Here is a 14,534-nt window from a genome sequence, read left to right on the forward strand (position 1 = left end):
CCGCATCCCCGCCCGCATCCCCGTCCGCGCCCGGGAGTTCAGCCCCCGATCGCCGACATCGGCCGGTCCGGCCGGACGAACCCGGCGCTGCCGATGGCGTGTCCGGGCCCCTTGCCCGTCACCGAGGCCCGCCAGGCCTCCTCGATCCGCCCGTCGTCCGCGCCCCCGCGCAGCAGCGCGCGCAGGTCCGACTCCTCGGTCGCGAACAGGCAGTTGCGCAACTGCCCGTCGGCCGTCAGCCGGACCCGGTCGCAGCCCCCGCAGAACGGCCGGGTGACGGAGGCGATCACCCCGATCACCGTGTCCGTCCCGGCGACCCGCCACTCCTCCGCCGGGGCGTTGCCGCTGCGCCCGACCGGCACCAGGTCGAAGCGCTCGCCGAGCCGGGCCAGCACCTCCTCGGCCGTCACCATCGCGGCGCGGTCCCAACTCCCCTGCGCGTCCAGGGGCATGGACTCGATGAAGCGCATCCGGTAGCCGTGCTCGACGGCGAAGGCCGCCAACTCCGGTATCTCGTCGTCGTTCACGCCGCGCACCGGCACGGCGTTGACCTTCACCGGGTCCAGCCCGGCCGCCTTCGCCGCCGCCAGGCCCGCGAACACGTCGGCGATCCGGTCCCGCCGGGTGAGCTCCGCGAACCGGTCCGCGCGCAGCGTGTCCAGGCTGACGTTCACCCGCCCCAGCCCGGCCTCCCGCAGCGCGACCGCGGTCCGCGCCAGACCGATCCCGTTGGTGGTCAGCGACAGCTCCACGCCCAGCGCGGCCAGCCGCCCGACCAGGCCCGGCAGCCCCCGCCGCAGCAGCGGCTCCCCACCGGTCAGCCGCACCGAGCGCACCCCCAGGCGCTGCGCAGCGATCCGCACCAGCCGCACCACCTCGTCGTCCCCGAGCGCGTCCGCCCGGGGCAGCCAGTCCAGCCCCTCGGCCGGCATGCAGTACGTGCAGCGCAGGTTGCAGCGATCGGTCAGGGAGACCCGCAGATCGGTGTGGACCCGTCCGAAGCGGTCCACCAGCGGGCGCGGTGCGGTGTTCATCGCCCCAGTACAGGGGCAAGCGGGCCGCGGGACCAGCGGCCGAACCGCCGGGGACCGCCCGCGACCTGCGCCTTCGCCTTGTGGATTCGTACAAGCGCCGAACGGCTGCGCGACCGGGCCCGGACCGGGCAGGCTGGGCGCATGCAGACCACACCGCCCGCCGTCCCGGCCCTCGTCCTCGCCGCCGGGGGCGGACGCCGGCTCGGCGGGCGGCCCAAGGCGCTGATCCGGTACGCGGGCCGGCCGCTGGTGGAGCACGCGGTGGCCACCGTCCGGGCCGGCGGCTGCCCGGACGTCACCGTGGTGCTGGGCGCGGACCGCGAGCGGGTGCGCTCCACCGCGCACCTGCCGGGCTGCCGGCTGGTCGCCAACCCGGACTGGGCCGAGGGCATGGGCTCCTCGCTGCGGGCCGGACTGGCCGCACTGCCGCCGCGGGCCCCGGCAGTGCTGGTGATGCTGGTGGACACCCCGGGCGTCACCCCGGCCGCGGTCGCCCGGCTGCTGGCCGCGCACCGGGCCGGCGCCGACCTGGCCGCCGCGGCGTACGGCGGACGGCGCGGGCACCCGGTGCTGATCGGCGCGCGGCACTTCGCCGAGGCCGCCGAGGGCGCGGCCGGGGACGCCGGGGCCCGCGCCCTGCTGGCGGCGCACGCCGGGGAACTCGTCCTGGTCGAGTGCGCGGACGTCGCCGTCCCCGACGACCTGGACACCCCCGCCGACCTGGCCCGCTGGTCCGTCGACCGACCACCCCGCTGACGCCGGCCGCGCATCCTCCCCGCGGAGGGGCCCGGCCTCGCCCGTACCGGCGACCGGCCCCTGATCCGTCCCTGATCCGTCCCTGAGGATTGCCCCATTCCGCGCCCGAAGCCGGACGTTTCGGGGAGCATGGGAACCATTCACCCCGACCCGACACCGACGGACGGAGCCCGCGATGGCAGGACTGCCCGACGACTTCACCGGACACGACCCCGCGCGGTCGGGGCCGGGGGCGGGCGGTGGCGCCCGGGCGATCCGCTGCCCCGCCTGCCGCCGCGAGCACCTGTACGAGCCGCCGTCGCTGCCGTGTCCGTGCGGCGCCTCGCTGAAGGTCCCGCTGCTGCGCGGCGGGGTGCCGGTCCAGGTGCGGTTCCGCTCCTGGGAGGACTCCTGGCTGAGCATGCGCTGCCCGCACTGCGGCCGCTCCGACCAGTGGCCGCAGCCCGAGTTCACCTGCAACTGCGGCGCCACCGTCCGGCTCCCGGTGGACCGCACCACCCGGCTGGGCGGCGGCACCGCCGGCCCGCTCGCCGCTCCCGGCCCGCAGAGCGCCCGTCCCTACCCGGCGCACCCGGTGAACGCCCCGGTGCCCGCCCCGCCCGCGCAGGGCGGCGGCCCCGCCGGCCGCCCCAGGCCGTTCCGCCACCGCGCCCCGTTCCGCCCCCACCCGGTGCGCACCTCCCAGGACGCGGTGTTCACCGCCGCCCGCTACCTGGAGTGGCTCGGCTTCGACGACCTGGAGCTGACCGAGGCCCAGGAACGCGACGGGGTCACCCTGCTGGGCGGCCGGATGGTCGCCCAGGTCGACACCTGGACCGAGCCCGCCGACGTGAAGTCGGTCGAGTGCCTGTGGCTGCAGACCCTGCACGCCGAGGAGATGGCCGCCGCCATGTTCACCCTGGCCGGCTACTCCCACCAGGCCACCGTGCGCGGCGAACAACTGCTGGTCGCCCTGTTCAGCCTCGACCTGGCCGGCGTGCCCCAACCCGCCAACGGCGCCGCCGAGGCCCTGATGGAGACCGGCTGGACCTCCTGACCCGACCCGCCCGTCCCCCGATCCGCCCGTCCCCCGACACCCGGCGCCCCGACACCCGGAGCCCGGCGCCCGGCGCCCGGCGCCCCACTAGATCATCTCCCCGACAAAAGCAACAACCTCCGCTCGTGATCTGGTGCACAAGCTCACCCCCGTGTTGAATTGCCGCCACAGCGCGGGCCTTTCGCCGTGCCGTTCACCCTGCCGCCGCCATGCGAACGGGCCGTGACGGCAGGGCTCCAAGGCAGGTCCGCGCCCTTGCTGGATGGCGCACACAAGGAGGTGGCGTTGTCGGAGCACGGATGGAGCCCGAGCGGCCCGGACGAACGGGGGCGGGCGACAGCGGAGGAACCGGGCGACACCGTGTGGCGGCTGCGATCCCGGGGGTGCTGGCAGGAGGCCGCCGAACTACTGCGACCCGCCGCCGAACACGACCCGGCCGCGGCCCTCGCACGGGCCGAACTCCTCATCGAGAAATGCCTGTTCACCGCCGCGCACTGGACCCAGGCGGAACAGGCGTTACGGCTGGCCGAGGCCCTGGCGGAGGGCACCGAGCAGCGCGCGGCCGCCGGCTGCGCCCGCGGCTTCCTCGCCTACCTGGCCAGCGTGCTCGGCCCGCGCGACCGCCTCGACGAGGCCCAGGCCGCCCTCGGCCGCACCTCGGCGCTGCTGCCGCCGGACGCGCCGGGCCGGCCCCTGCTGGACTTCCGGCGCGGACTGGTCGCCGAGAACCTGCTGGGCGACCGCAGCGCCGCCTGGATCGCCTACCGCCGGGCGCACGAGGGCGCCGGGGAACGCGGGGACGAACTGCTCCGCTCCTACACCTGGCGGCACCTGGGCGCGCTCGCGCTCTCACGCGGCGACCGCGGCAACGCCCGGGAGGGCTTCGACGCCTCACTGCGGCTGCGCGAGCAACTCGGCTTCACGGTGGGGGTGGCGCCGGCGCTCGCCGCGCTCGCCGAGGTGTCCGAACCGGCCGAGGCGGTGCGGCTGCGCGCCGAGGCCACCCGCCTGGTGCACGCCCTGGGCGGGGTGCCGGTCTGGCTCGCACGCCAGCTCGGACGTGCGCCGGGGCCTCCCCCGGACGGACGCATCACCAGCGAGACCCGGGGAACAATCAGCTAAGGTGAGCCTAACCTGTCCGGGGTGAGCAGCGCCTCGGACAGGTCGCCTTGCTGTTCCCCGGGCACCGCCACGCCCCGGACCGGCCGGGCCCGGCCGCGGCGGACCGTCCGCGACCGGCCCTGCCGGGCGGTCCACCGGCGGCCCCGGTCGACCCGATGGGGCCCGCCCATGACCGCGAGCAGCACCCGGCCCGGCCCCGCGCCGCGCGCCCCCCGCACCACCCAGGCGCACGACCACGCCCAGGCGCACGAACCCACCCACGCACCGGACACCCCCACCCCCTGCGCCCCCTCGTACCACCGGCTGACCGCGCTCGCCCCGATGCTGGACCTGCGCTGCGCCCCACCCCGGCACGGCGACGGCTGGCTGCCGGTCGCCACGCTCACCACCGACCCGGCGGCGCTGCGCGAACTGGTCGCCCACGACGCCCGGCAGGGCCTGACCCGCTACGGGCGGCCGCTGCGCCCGGACGTGGCGGCCGGCTTCGGGCTGCACCGCTTCGTCTGGCCGGTCTCGCTGCTGTTCACCGTGCCGTGGTTCCTGGAGCGGCGCGTCCCGCTGCTCGGACCCGGCGACGTCTCGGTCCACCGCGCCCCGGCCTCGATGGAGCTGACGGTGCGCCCGGAGGCCTTCGTCTGCCTGCCGGACGACCCCGCGGCCCGCACGGCCGGGGCCCGTACGGTGCCGGACGAGGACGCGCTCGGGGCCGAACTGCGGCGCGCCCTGGCCGAGTTCCTGACCCCGGTGCTGGCCGCCTTCGGACCGGAGGCGCGGCGCGGGCCCCGGGTGCTGTGGGCGATGGCCACCGACGCGGTGGTGGAGGGGCTCTGGTACGCGGGCGGGCTGCTCGGGGAGCAGGAACGGGCGCGCGACGAGCTGTCCGCCCTGCTGGCCCCCGGAGAGCCCGGGGAGTCCGGGGAGTCCGGGGAGTCCGCTGCGCCGTCCTCCCCTGGAGCTTCCTCCCCCGGACCGGCGCGCACGCCCGGCGCGGGCCGGGGCCCCGCTCCCGCCCCGGCCCCCTTCACCCCGGGCGCCGGTTTCGCACCCCCGGCGCCCGCGTGCGGCGGTGCTTCGGGTACGGACCGGGCTCGGGCCAGCTGTTGCCTCGTCTACACCGTGGAATCCGCGGAAATGTGCAACGGCTGCCCCCGCGTCACGCGACGTTGACGGAAATCCGTACGACCAGGGATTCGAAAAGCCCGTGATTCCGGGAATGTCCAGCGCCGAATTCATATGACCATGTGATTGGCGACGGGTCAGAAATCCCTCTCCTCAGCGCATTGACGGCGAATCCGCCTTTCCCCCGCCGGGCATCCGTCATGATGGTCCCCGCCGCGCTGCTGGAACGCAGCGATCGGCGCAGGAACGCGACGCAGAAAGCGAGGCTGGTTCCGGCAATGAAATTGTCCGACATACCGCTCGGCTGGGCCGTCACCGGGGTCGTGGGGCTGCTGGTCAGCGCCCTCCTGGTGGCCCTGGCCCGAAGCCGGGGATCCGCCGCCGGCGCGGATTCCTGGGAGCGTTCCGAGGAACGGCGCCGCAACAAGGAATCCCTGTACGGCGCGGCCTCCTACACGCTGCTGTTCTGCTGCGCCGGTGTCGCGGCCGCGCTCTCCTTCCACGGCCTGGTCGGCTTCGGCGTGCAGAACCTCGGCCTGTCCGGCGGCTGGGAGTACCTCGTCCCGTTCGGCCTGGACGGCGCCGCGATGTTCTGCTCGGTGCTCGCCGTCCGCGAGGCCAGCCACGGCGACGCGGCGCTCGGCTCCCGGCTGCTGGTCTGGCTCTTCGCCGGCGCCTCGGCCTGGTTCAACTGGGTGCACGCCCCGCGCGGCTTCGGCCACGCCGGCGCCCCGCAGTTCTTCTCCGGCATGTCGCTGTCCGCCGCGATCCTGTTCGACCGCGCGCTCAAGCAGACCCGCCGGGCCGCGCTGCGCGAACAGGGCCTGGTGCCCCGTCCGCTGCCGCAGATCCGCATCGTCCGTTGGCTGCGCGCCCCGCGCGAGACCTACGCGGCCTGGTCGCTGATGCTCCTGGAGGGTGTGCGCAGCCTGGACGAGGCGGTGGACGAGGTCCGTGACGAGAAGCGCGAGCGCGCCATGGAGAAGGAGCGCCGCAAGCTCGCCGGGCGCCGCGAGCGGGCCGAGATCCGGGCGATCAACCGCAGCAGCGGCCACTGGCGCGGACGCGGCGGCGCCGCACGGCAGTTGGAGTCGGCCGGCCCGGAGTCCGCGATAACCGGCGGGCCCGGGGCGGAGCTCCCGGCGGGCGCCCGGGAGGCCGGGGCCCTCGGCTCCGCCGAGGCGGGCGCCCGCGAGGCCGGGTCGGGCACGCGCGGGGCCAGGACGCGCGCGCGCGAGGTCGAGGCGGCCGAGGGCGCCGTCGCCCAGCCGGGCCTGCCGGCCCGTCCGGAGCGGCGCACCATCGACCTCACCGCCGACGAGGACACCGTCACGCTCCCGCGGCTGGACTCGCTGGAACGCAAACTGAAGGACCTGGAGCAGCAGTTCGGCTGATCCGTCACCGGGCCCCGGCCCGGCCGTTCCCCTGGGGCCCCGCGTCACCCGGGCCCCAGGGGGCGGGGGCGGGGAACGGTCAGGCCGCGCTCGTCCCGCTGAGCTCGAACCACATCCGCTTGCCGGACCCGCGCGGCTCCACGCCCCAGGCGTCCGCCAGCGCCTCGACCAGCATCAGCCCGCGCCCGGAGGAGGCCTGCTCCCCCGGGGTCCGGCGGGTCGGCCAGAGGTCCGACTCGTCCTCCACCTCGACCCGCAGCCGGGCCCGGCCGCCGTCCGAGACCGTCTCCCGGTAGAGCCGGGCGGTGAACATGGCGTCCCGGTCGGTGTGCCGGATCGCGTTGGTGACCAGCTCGGAGGAGAGCAGCTCGGCGGTGTCGATGAACTCGGCGACGCCCCAGCGGCGCAGCGCGTCGCGCAGCTCGGCGCGCACCTCGGCCACCCTGGCGAGGTCCGCCTGGCCGATCCGGCGGCGCAGCTGCTGGGCGGCCAGGCCGCCCTCCGGACCGTCCCAGCGCAGCAGCAGGAGCGCTATGTCGTCCTCGCGCTCGCTGGAGTCGGCGGCCTGGGAGGTGATCCGGTCGGCCAGCTCCTCCAGCGGGTCGCGGGCCGCCTCGCCGGCCGCCGGCAGCGGACGGGCCATGGTCCGGGTGAGCCGGCCGATGCCCTCGTCCAGGTCCGTACCGCGGGCCTCGACCAGGCCGTCGGTGCAGAGCAGCACCGTCTCGCCCGGGTCCAGGCTGAACCTCGTCACCCGGTACTCCTGGTCCGGGTCGATGCCCAGCGGCAGCCCGCCGGCCACCGGCAGGACGGCGGCGGTGCCGTCCGCGCGGCGCACCACCGGGTCCAGGTGGCCGGCCCGGACGGCGTAGACCACGCCGTAGTCCACGTTGACCTCGGCGTAGGTGCAGGTCGCGAAGTGGTCGGTGTCCAGGTCCGCGAGGAAGCGGGAGGCGCGGGCCATCACCGCGGCGGGCGGGTGGCCCTCCGCGGCGTAGGCGCGCAGCGCGATCCGCAGCTGGCCCATGATCCCGGCCGCGTGCACGTCGTGGCCCTGGACGTCGCCGATCACCAGGCCGACGTGCCCGCCGGGCAGCGGCACCACGTCGTACCAGTCGCCGCCGATCTGCAGCCCGGAGCCGGCCGCCAGGTAGCGCACCGCGGTGGTCACCCCGGGCACGGACGGGACGGTGCGGGGCAGCATCACCCGCTGCAGGCCGGCCGCCAGCTCGTGCTCGGCGTCGTGCAGCCGGGCCCGGGCCAGCGACTGGGCCACCAGCCCGCCCAGGGTGGACAGCAGGGTGCGCTCGTCCGCGTCCAGCTCGCGCTCGTCGTCGAAGCTGACCACGCAGACGCCGATCGCCCGGCCGCTGGCCACCAGCGGCAGGTACGCCCAGGAGCCGCGGCCGGTGCGGCTGGTCTGCTCCCACACGTCGGGGTGGCGGTCCCGGAAGTCCTCCCGGCTGGAGATGAAGACCGGGGTGCGGTGCCTGAGCGCCTCGGCGGCCGGGTGGCCGGCGGGCAGCACCGCGCGGTCCCAGACGGCGAGGGCCTGCGAACGGTAGCCGGAGGCGCCGAGGATCCGGGCCCGGCCGGCCTCGAAGGAGGCCAGCACCAGACCGTCCGGCGGCAGGCCGGGCAGCGGCAGCTCGGTGAACACCCGGGCCACGTCACGCACGGTGACCGCCTCGGAGAGGGCGCGCGCGGCCTCCTTGATGAACCGCGAGCGCTCCTCGCGCAGCAGGGCCATCCGGTCGGCGTGGTCGCGCTTGTGCAGCTCGACGGTGGCGTCCCAGACGAAGCCCACCATCCGGGAGGCCCGGCCGAAGGCGTCCGCCAGCACCCGGCCGCGGAAGCGCACCGCGCGCATCGTGCCGTTCGGCCCGACGGTGCGGTAGTAGGCGCCGCACTGGCCCAGCTCGGCCACCGCGCGCTCGACCCGGCGGCGCACCACCGGCGCGTCCTCGGGGTGCAGCAGGGACAGGAAGGAGGCGGCGGTGCGGTCGAAGCGGTCCCGCTCGACGGAGTCCAGTCCGATGATCGCGCAGGCGCGCTGGTCACCCTCCAGGACGTCGCGGCGGATGTCCCAGTCGAAGGAGCCGATGCCGTTGGCGGCCATCGCGGGCTCCAGCCAGTCCGGCATGGAGTCGGCGGAGGAGGGCGGCAGGCCGCCGGACAGCACGGGCGCCAGCCGCCCCGAGGCGAGCACCGGCGGCGTGCGGACGGAGTTGCGGCGGGTGGCCTGCGCGGGCGTGCGGGGAGCGGGCGGGTGCGGCTCCACGGCGGGCAGGTGCCGCTCCGCGGCGGACACGCCGGGAGGAAGCGTCGGCCCCGGCGACTCGGGCTCAGTGGGCATGCTGCTCCTGCCGCTGCCGTGGCGGACCGCGCCGACCGTCCGGACGGGCCGCGTGGCGGTGTGATGGGTCGTGCTGGATCGGGCGGTGCCGACGGGCGGTGGTCAGTCGAGGTTCGGTCTCCCCGCTGCTTCCCGCACGTGGACACACATTCCCACCATCCTGTCCAATGTTCGGCCGAGCGGCAATGGCAACGGGCCGTAAATCTTGCGCTCCGCCTTGTGTTCAGGGCTTGCTTCGGGAACGGATCAATCGGAGACGAACAATCGTACGGGTGTCGCGCGCGGGTTCGCCGACGGGCTCCGGCGGACTTCGGTGGACGTTGGCGGACGTTGGCGGGCTCCGCCGAACTTCGGCGGGCTACGGCATCGCGAGCTCGAACCAGGTGACCTTGCCGTCGCCGCGCAGCTGCACGCCCCAGGAGTCCGCCAGCGCCTCCACCAGCAGCAGCCCGCGCCCCGAGGTCGCGTACTCGGCGTCCGGCTCGCGCCGCCGCCCGGGCAGCCGGCTCGCGCCGTCCTGCACCTCGACCCGCAGCCGGCCCTCCGTACCGAGCACCGCGTCGAAGACCGCCCCCTTGCCGGTGTGCTGCAACGCGTTGGTGACCAGCTCGGAGGAGAGCAGCTCGGCGGTGTCGGACAGCTCCGGCACCCCCCAGTGGCTCAGCGCCGTGCGCAGCCGGTGCCGCACCGCGCCCACCCCGACCAGGTCGGCCGGTTCGAGCGTCAGGTGCAGCCGGCGGTGCAGCGCGCACCCCGGGGCCGACGCACCCGGCAGGGCCGTTCCGGCGCCGACGACCGGGCCCTGGACCGGCCCGGACCGGTAGGCGTCGCCCGAACTCGTCCGCTGCCGCGGGAATCGCGACTGACCGTCCATCAACAGATGCCCCCGCCCTCAAATCCGGGCCCCCGCCTCCGGATCCCCCGCCGGCCGGGTGGCCCCCTCGTACTGAACCACCATCCTCATGCCCAGTTGACGGCGTTTGCAACAGTGTGCGTCCGATCACGTGGGGTGAAAGGGGCACGGGGAGGTTCACGTGATCCAACTGCCCGCGCCGGACAGGTTTGCGAAGCGCAGAGGCTGTTTTCGAGACCGCCCCCACCCGATCCCGCGCACACCCGGCGCCCGTACGGACCGTGCGCGGGGCTGCGCGCCCCCACCCGCACCACCGCCGTGCGCCGCCCGGGGAGCAGGCCCGCTCGCCCCCGCCACCCGCACCGCCACCCGCACCGCCGCTCACCCCGTCGCCCGTCCGAGGGGCCGAAGGCCCGGGGAGCGGCAACGCTGGACATGGAGCCCCGGTGCGGGTTCAATGAGCCGAGATGTTTGAACGCCGTTCTAACATCGTCCGGAAGCCCAGGGCCCCGAACCCACCCCCTCCCCGGCGACCGCGAGCGAGGAACCGTGCGACTGACCCCCACCGAGCGGGACCGGCTGCTGATCTTCACAGCAGCCGAACTGGCCCGCGCCCGCCGCGCCCGGGGCGTGCGCCTCAACGTCCCCGAGGCGACCGCCCTGATCGCCGACACCGTCTGCGAAGCCGCCCGCGACGGCCGCCGCCTCGCCGAGGCCGTCGAGGCCGGCCGCTCGGTCCTCACCGCCGCCGACGTCCTGCCCGGAGTGCCCGACGTGGTCACCGTCGTCCAGGTCGAGGCCGTCTTCGAGGACGGCACCCGGCTCGCCGTCGTCAACGACCCCTTCCGGGGCGCCGGCTCCCTCGGCGACGAGGCTCCCGGCGGCGCGCTGCCCGGCGACGGCGCCGGCTACGACCCGGTCGAGGAAACCCTGCTCATCCCCGTCCACAACACCTCCCGAGTGCCGATCTCGGTCACCTCCCACTTCCACTTCTTCGAGGCCAACCCGCGCCTGGCCGTCCCGGCCGGCTCCTCGGTGCGCTTCGACCCCGGCGCCACCGTCGAGGTCGGCCTCGTCCCGATCGGCGGCGCACGCGTCGCGATCGGCTTCGCCGGACTCGTCGACGGCCCCCTGGACGCCCCCGGCGCCAAGGACGCCGCCCTCGCCAAAGCCCGCGCCACCGGCTACCTGACCGACTTCGACGACCAGGAGGTGCCCTCGTGAGCTCCCTCTCCGCCCACGACTACATCTCCGTGCACGGCCCCCGGGCCGGCGACCGGATCCGGCTCGGCGACAGCGGACTGATCGTCCGCGTCGAATCCGACTCCCAGGCCCCCGGCGACGAATTCCTGGCCGGCTTCGGCAAGACCGCCCGCGACGGCCTCCACCTCAAGGCCGCCGCCGTCCGCGACACCTGCGACGTCGTGATCAGCAACGTCCTGGTGATCGACGCGATCCAGGGCATCCGCAAGACGTCCATCGGCCTGATCGGCGGCCGGATCGCCTCGATCGGGCGGGCCGGCAACCCGGACACCCTGGACGGCGTCGACGTGGTCGTCGGCACCGGCACCACCATCGTCTCCGGCGAAGGCCTGATCGCCACCGCCGGCGCCGTCGACACCCACGTCCACCTGCTCTCACCGCGGATCATGGAGGCCTCGCTGGCCTCCGGCGTCACCACGATCATCGGCCAGGAGTTCGGCCCGGTCTGGGGCGTCGGCGTCAACTCGCCCTGGGCGCTGCGCCACGCCTTCAACGCCTTCGACGCCTGGCCCGTCAACATCGGCTTCCTGGGCCGCGGTTCGTCCTCCGACGAGGCCCCGCTGGTGGAGGCGCTGGCCGAGGGCGGCGCCTGCGGCTTCAAGGTGCACGAGGACATGGGCGCGCACACCCGCGCACTGGACACCGCGCTGCGCGTCGCCGAACAGTACGACGTCCAAGTCGCCCTGCACACCGACGGGTTGAACGAGTGCCTGGCGGTCGAGGACACCCTGCGGGTGCTCGAAGGCCGGACCGTCCACGCCTTCCACATCGAGGGCTGCGGCGGCGGACACGTCCCCAACGTGCTCAAGCTGGCCGGCGTCCCGAACGTCATCGGCTCCTCCACCAACCCCACCCTCCCGTACGGCCGGGACGCCCTCGGCGAACACTTCGGCATGATCGTCTCCGCCCACGACCTCAAGACCGACCTGCCCGGCGACGCCGCCATGGCCCGCGACCGCATCCGGGCCGGCACCATGGGCGCCGAGGACGTGCTGCACGACCTCGGCGTCATCGGCATCACCTCCTCCGACGCCCAGGGCATGGGCCGCGCGGGCGAGACGGTGCGCCGCACCTTCGCGATGGCCGGCAAGATGAAGGCCGAACGCGGACCACTGGACGGCAACGGCTCGTACGGGACCACCGGGAGCGGCGACGACAACGAGCGCGTGCTGCGCTACATCGCCAAACTCACCGTCAACCCCGCCATCGCCCACGGACTCGCCCACGAGGTCGGCTCGATCGAGATCGGCAAGCTCGCCGACATCGTGCTCTGGCGCCCCGACCACTTCGGCGCCAAGCCGCAACTCGTCCTCAAGGCCGGCCTCCCCGCGTACGGCGTCACCGGCGACCCCAACGCCGCCACCGACCGCTGCGAACCCCTCGTCCTGGGACCCCAGTTCGGCGCCCACGGCGCCACCGCCGCCGACCTCTCGGTCGCCTTCGTCGCCCAGGCCGCCGCCGACGGCGCCCACCCCCACCGACCCGCCGACGGGCTCCCCACCCGCCGCCGCCGGGTCGGCGTCCGCGGCACCCGCGGCATCGGGCCGCGCGACCTCGTCCGCAACACCCGTACCGGCCACGTCGAGGTCACCGAGACCGGACTGGTCTCGCTCGACGGCGCACCCCTGCGCTCCGAACCCGCGGACAGCGTCTCGCTCAGCCGCCTCTACTTCCTCTGACCCTGTTGCTCACTTCTTCCTCGAGGACCCGATGATGACCACCCCCACGCCCGCCTCCCTCGGCTACCGGATGCCCGCCGAGTGGCACCCCCACGAGCGCACCTGGATGGCCTTCCCCACCACCAACCCCACCTTCGAGACCCCCGAGCAGCTGCACGCCGGCCGCGAGGCCTGGGCCGCCGTCGCCGACACCATCGTCCGGTACGAGCCGCTCACGCTGATCGTCAACACCGGCGAGACCGCCGACGCCCGCCGGTACGTCTCCGAGGCCGTCGAGATCGTCGAACGGCCGCTCGACGACGCCTGGATGCGCGACATCGGCCCCTCGTTCGTGATCGACGGCAAGGGCTCGCTGGCCGCCACCGACTGGATCTTCAACGGCTGGGGCGCCCAGTCCTGGGCCCGCTGGGACAAGGACCAGCACATCGCCGAGCACATCAGCGAGCTCACCGGCGTCCAGCGCTTCGCCTCCCGGCTGATCAACGAAGGCGGCGGCATCCACGTCGACGGCGAGGGCACCGTCCTGGTCACCGAGACCGTCCAGCTCGGCGAGGGCCGCAACGCCGACTGGACGAAGGAGGACGTCGAGGCCGAACTGCACGCCCACCTCGGCACCACCAAGGCCATCTGGCTGCCCCGCGGACTCACCCGCGACTACGACGAGTTCGGCACCCGCGGCCACATCGACATCGTCGCCTCCTTCGTCCGCCCCGGCGTCGTCGTCGCCCACGTCCAGCCCGACCCGGCCCACCCCGACCACGAGGTCTGCCAGGAGCTCGTCGCCGTGCTGCGCGCCGCCACCGACGCGCAGGGCCGACAGCTGGAGGTCATCGAACTGCCCGCCCCCACCGTCCTGTTCGACGAGGACGGCGAGCCGGTCGACTACTCCTACATCAACCACTACGTGGCCAACGGCGCCGTCGTCCTGTGCGCCTTCGACGACCCGCGCGACCAGGAGGCCGCCGACATCCTCGCCAAGGCCTACCCCGGCCGCACCGTCGAACTCGTCGACGCCCGCGAGATCTTCGCCAACGGCGGCGGCATCCACTGCATCACCCAGCAGCAGCCCAAGGCCTGACACCGGGGGTACCGGAGCGGGGAGCCTCCCCCGCTCCGGTACCGTTCGGACCTCCACCACCGCCGCCCGTCTCGCCCGTCAGGAAGCAGCACCACCATGGCCGACCCCCGCCCGCGCCGCCCGGCGCGCCCCCGCGAGGAGGTCTACGCCACCGCCCGGGCCGCGATCGCCGAACACGGACTCGCCAAACTCACCATGGCCGGGCTCGGCAAACAGCTCCAGATGAGCGCCGGACACCTGCTCTACTACTTCGGCAGCAAGGACCAGCTGCTGCTCGAAACCCTCCGCTGGAGCGAGGACCAGCTGGGGGCCCGCCGGCGCGAAGCCCTCACCGACCCGGCCCTCGACCCCTGGCAGCGCCTCGACGCCTACCTGCGGCTCTACCTGGCCGAAGGCCCCGGCGACCCGCGCTGGATCCTCTGGGTGGAAGTCTGGGGCCGCTCCCCGGCCAGCGCCGAACTCCGCCAGGGGCAGCAGGAGATCGAGGCGCCCTGGCAGGCCGACCTGGTCACCCTCATCGAGCAGGGCACCAGCACCGGCCACTTCACCCCCGGACCGGCCGCCGACCGCGCCGGCCAACTCCGCGCCCTCCTCGACGGCCTGGCCGTCCCCATCGCCATCGGCCTCCCCGGCGCCCACCACCCCACCGCCCTCACCCAGGCCACCGCCGTCGCCACCATCCTGCTCCGCACCTGAGGCACCCCGGCCGCTGAGGCCTGGCCGCCTCCCTGCGCCGGAAGTCGGCCTGGCCGACTTCCGGGGCCCCACCCCCCCCCCCCCCGGGGGGGGGCGCCCCGGGGTGAGAAAAACAAAAGAAGCAGCCGCACAGATGAGGTGGTTATAA

General features: G+C 75.0%; 12 protein-coding genes. 9 read left to right on the plus strand and 3 right to left on the minus strand.

All coding sequences use genetic code 11. From position 1 onward, the window contains the following. Window positions 1-38: 38 nt before the first annotated feature. Window positions 39-1,034 (minus strand): GTP 3',8-cyclase MoaA, encoded by a 996-nt coding sequence (gene moaA / locus ACFV8H_RS29195; RefSeq protein ID WP_380405838.1) that lies wholly within the window; start codon window positions 1,032-1,034, stop codon window positions 39-41. A gap of 141 nt (window positions 1,035-1,175) precedes the next feature. Between moaA and ACFV8H_RS29200 the strand changes: the two genes are divergently transcribed. The 5 genes from ACFV8H_RS29200 to ACFV8H_RS29220 all read left to right on the plus strand — a co-directional run bounded on the left by ACFV8H_RS29200 (window position 1,176) and on the right by ACFV8H_RS29220 (window position 6,461). Continuing rightward, on the plus strand, window positions 1,176-1,790 hold the full coding sequence (locus ACFV8H_RS29200) for an NTP transferase domain-containing protein (protein ID WP_380405841.1): 615 nt from the start codon (window positions 1,176-1,178) through the stop codon (window positions 1,788-1,790). A 175-nt stretch (window positions 1,791-1,965) separates the two neighbouring features. Further along, on the plus strand, window positions 1,966-2,826 hold the full coding sequence (locus ACFV8H_RS29205; protein ID WP_375890190.1) for a hypothetical protein: 861 nt from the start codon (window positions 1,966-1,968) through the stop codon (window positions 2,824-2,826). A gap of 285 nt (window positions 2,827-3,111) precedes the next feature. Continuing rightward, window positions 3,112-3,948: a hypothetical protein gene (locus tag ACFV8H_RS29210; protein ID WP_380405844.1), complete on the plus strand. Its 837-nt coding sequence runs from the start codon at window positions 3,112-3,114 to the stop codon at window positions 3,946-3,948. Between the two features lie 168 nt (window positions 3,949-4,116). Then, the gene (locus tag ACFV8H_RS29215; protein WP_380405846.1) at window positions 4,117-5,115 is read left to right on the plus strand and encodes a (2Fe-2S)-binding protein; all 999 of its coding nucleotides are present in this window, start codon (window positions 4,117-4,119) and stop codon (window positions 5,113-5,115) included. Window positions 5,116-5,345: 230 nt separating this feature from the next. After that, entirely contained in the window at window positions 5,346-6,461 is a 1,116-nt protein-coding gene (locus tag ACFV8H_RS29220; RefSeq protein WP_380405849.1) for a DUF2637 domain-containing protein, read from the plus strand. A 79-nt stretch (window positions 6,462-6,540) separates the two neighbouring features. Here the strand turns inward: ACFV8H_RS29220 and ACFV8H_RS29225 are convergent, their stop codons facing one another. Next, window positions 6,541-8,817 (minus strand): SpoIIE family protein phosphatase, encoded by a 2,277-nt coding sequence (locus ACFV8H_RS29225; protein WP_380405852.1) that lies wholly within the window; start codon window positions 8,815-8,817, stop codon window positions 6,541-6,543. Between the two features lie 358 nt (window positions 8,818-9,175). Beyond that, window positions 9,176-9,691 carry an ATP-binding protein gene (locus ACFV8H_RS29230; protein ID WP_380405854.1) on the minus strand — a complete coding sequence of 172 codons (516 nt, stop codon included), beginning with the start codon at window positions 9,689-9,691 and terminating at the stop codon, window positions 9,176-9,178. A 528-nt stretch (window positions 9,692-10,219) separates the two neighbouring features. Between ACFV8H_RS29230 and ACFV8H_RS29235 the strand changes: the two genes are divergently transcribed. From ACFV8H_RS29235 to ACFV8H_RS29250, 4 genes are all read left to right on the plus strand, one after another. Next, entirely contained in the window at window positions 10,220-10,894 is a 675-nt protein-coding gene (locus ACFV8H_RS29235; RefSeq protein ID WP_380405857.1) for an urease subunit gamma, read from the plus strand. Further along, window positions 10,891-12,612: an urease subunit alpha gene (locus ACFV8H_RS29240; RefSeq protein ID WP_380405860.1), complete on the plus strand. Its 1,722-nt coding sequence runs from the start codon at window positions 10,891-10,893 to the stop codon at window positions 12,610-12,612. The genes ACFV8H_RS29235 and ACFV8H_RS29240 overlap by 4 nt, the downstream gene beginning before the upstream one ends. A gap of 31 nt (window positions 12,613-12,643) precedes the next feature. Further along, the gene (locus ACFV8H_RS29245) at window positions 12,644-13,690 is read left to right on the plus strand and encodes an agmatine/peptidylarginine deiminase (protein ID WP_380405863.1); all 1,047 of its coding nucleotides are present in this window, start codon (window positions 12,644-12,646) and stop codon (window positions 13,688-13,690) included. 96 nt (window positions 13,691-13,786) lie between these two features. Further along, window positions 13,787-14,386 carry a TetR/AcrR family transcriptional regulator gene (locus ACFV8H_RS29250; protein ID WP_380405866.1) on the plus strand — a complete coding sequence of 200 codons (600 nt, stop codon included), beginning with the start codon at window positions 13,787-13,789 and terminating at the stop codon, window positions 14,384-14,386. Window positions 14,387-14,534 lie beyond the last annotated feature (148 nt).

The sequence above is a fragment of the Kitasatospora sp. NPDC059827 genome, assembly GCF_042731675.1.
Classification (GTDB): domain Bacteria; phylum Actinomycetota; class Actinomycetes; order Streptomycetales; family Streptomycetaceae; genus Kitasatospora.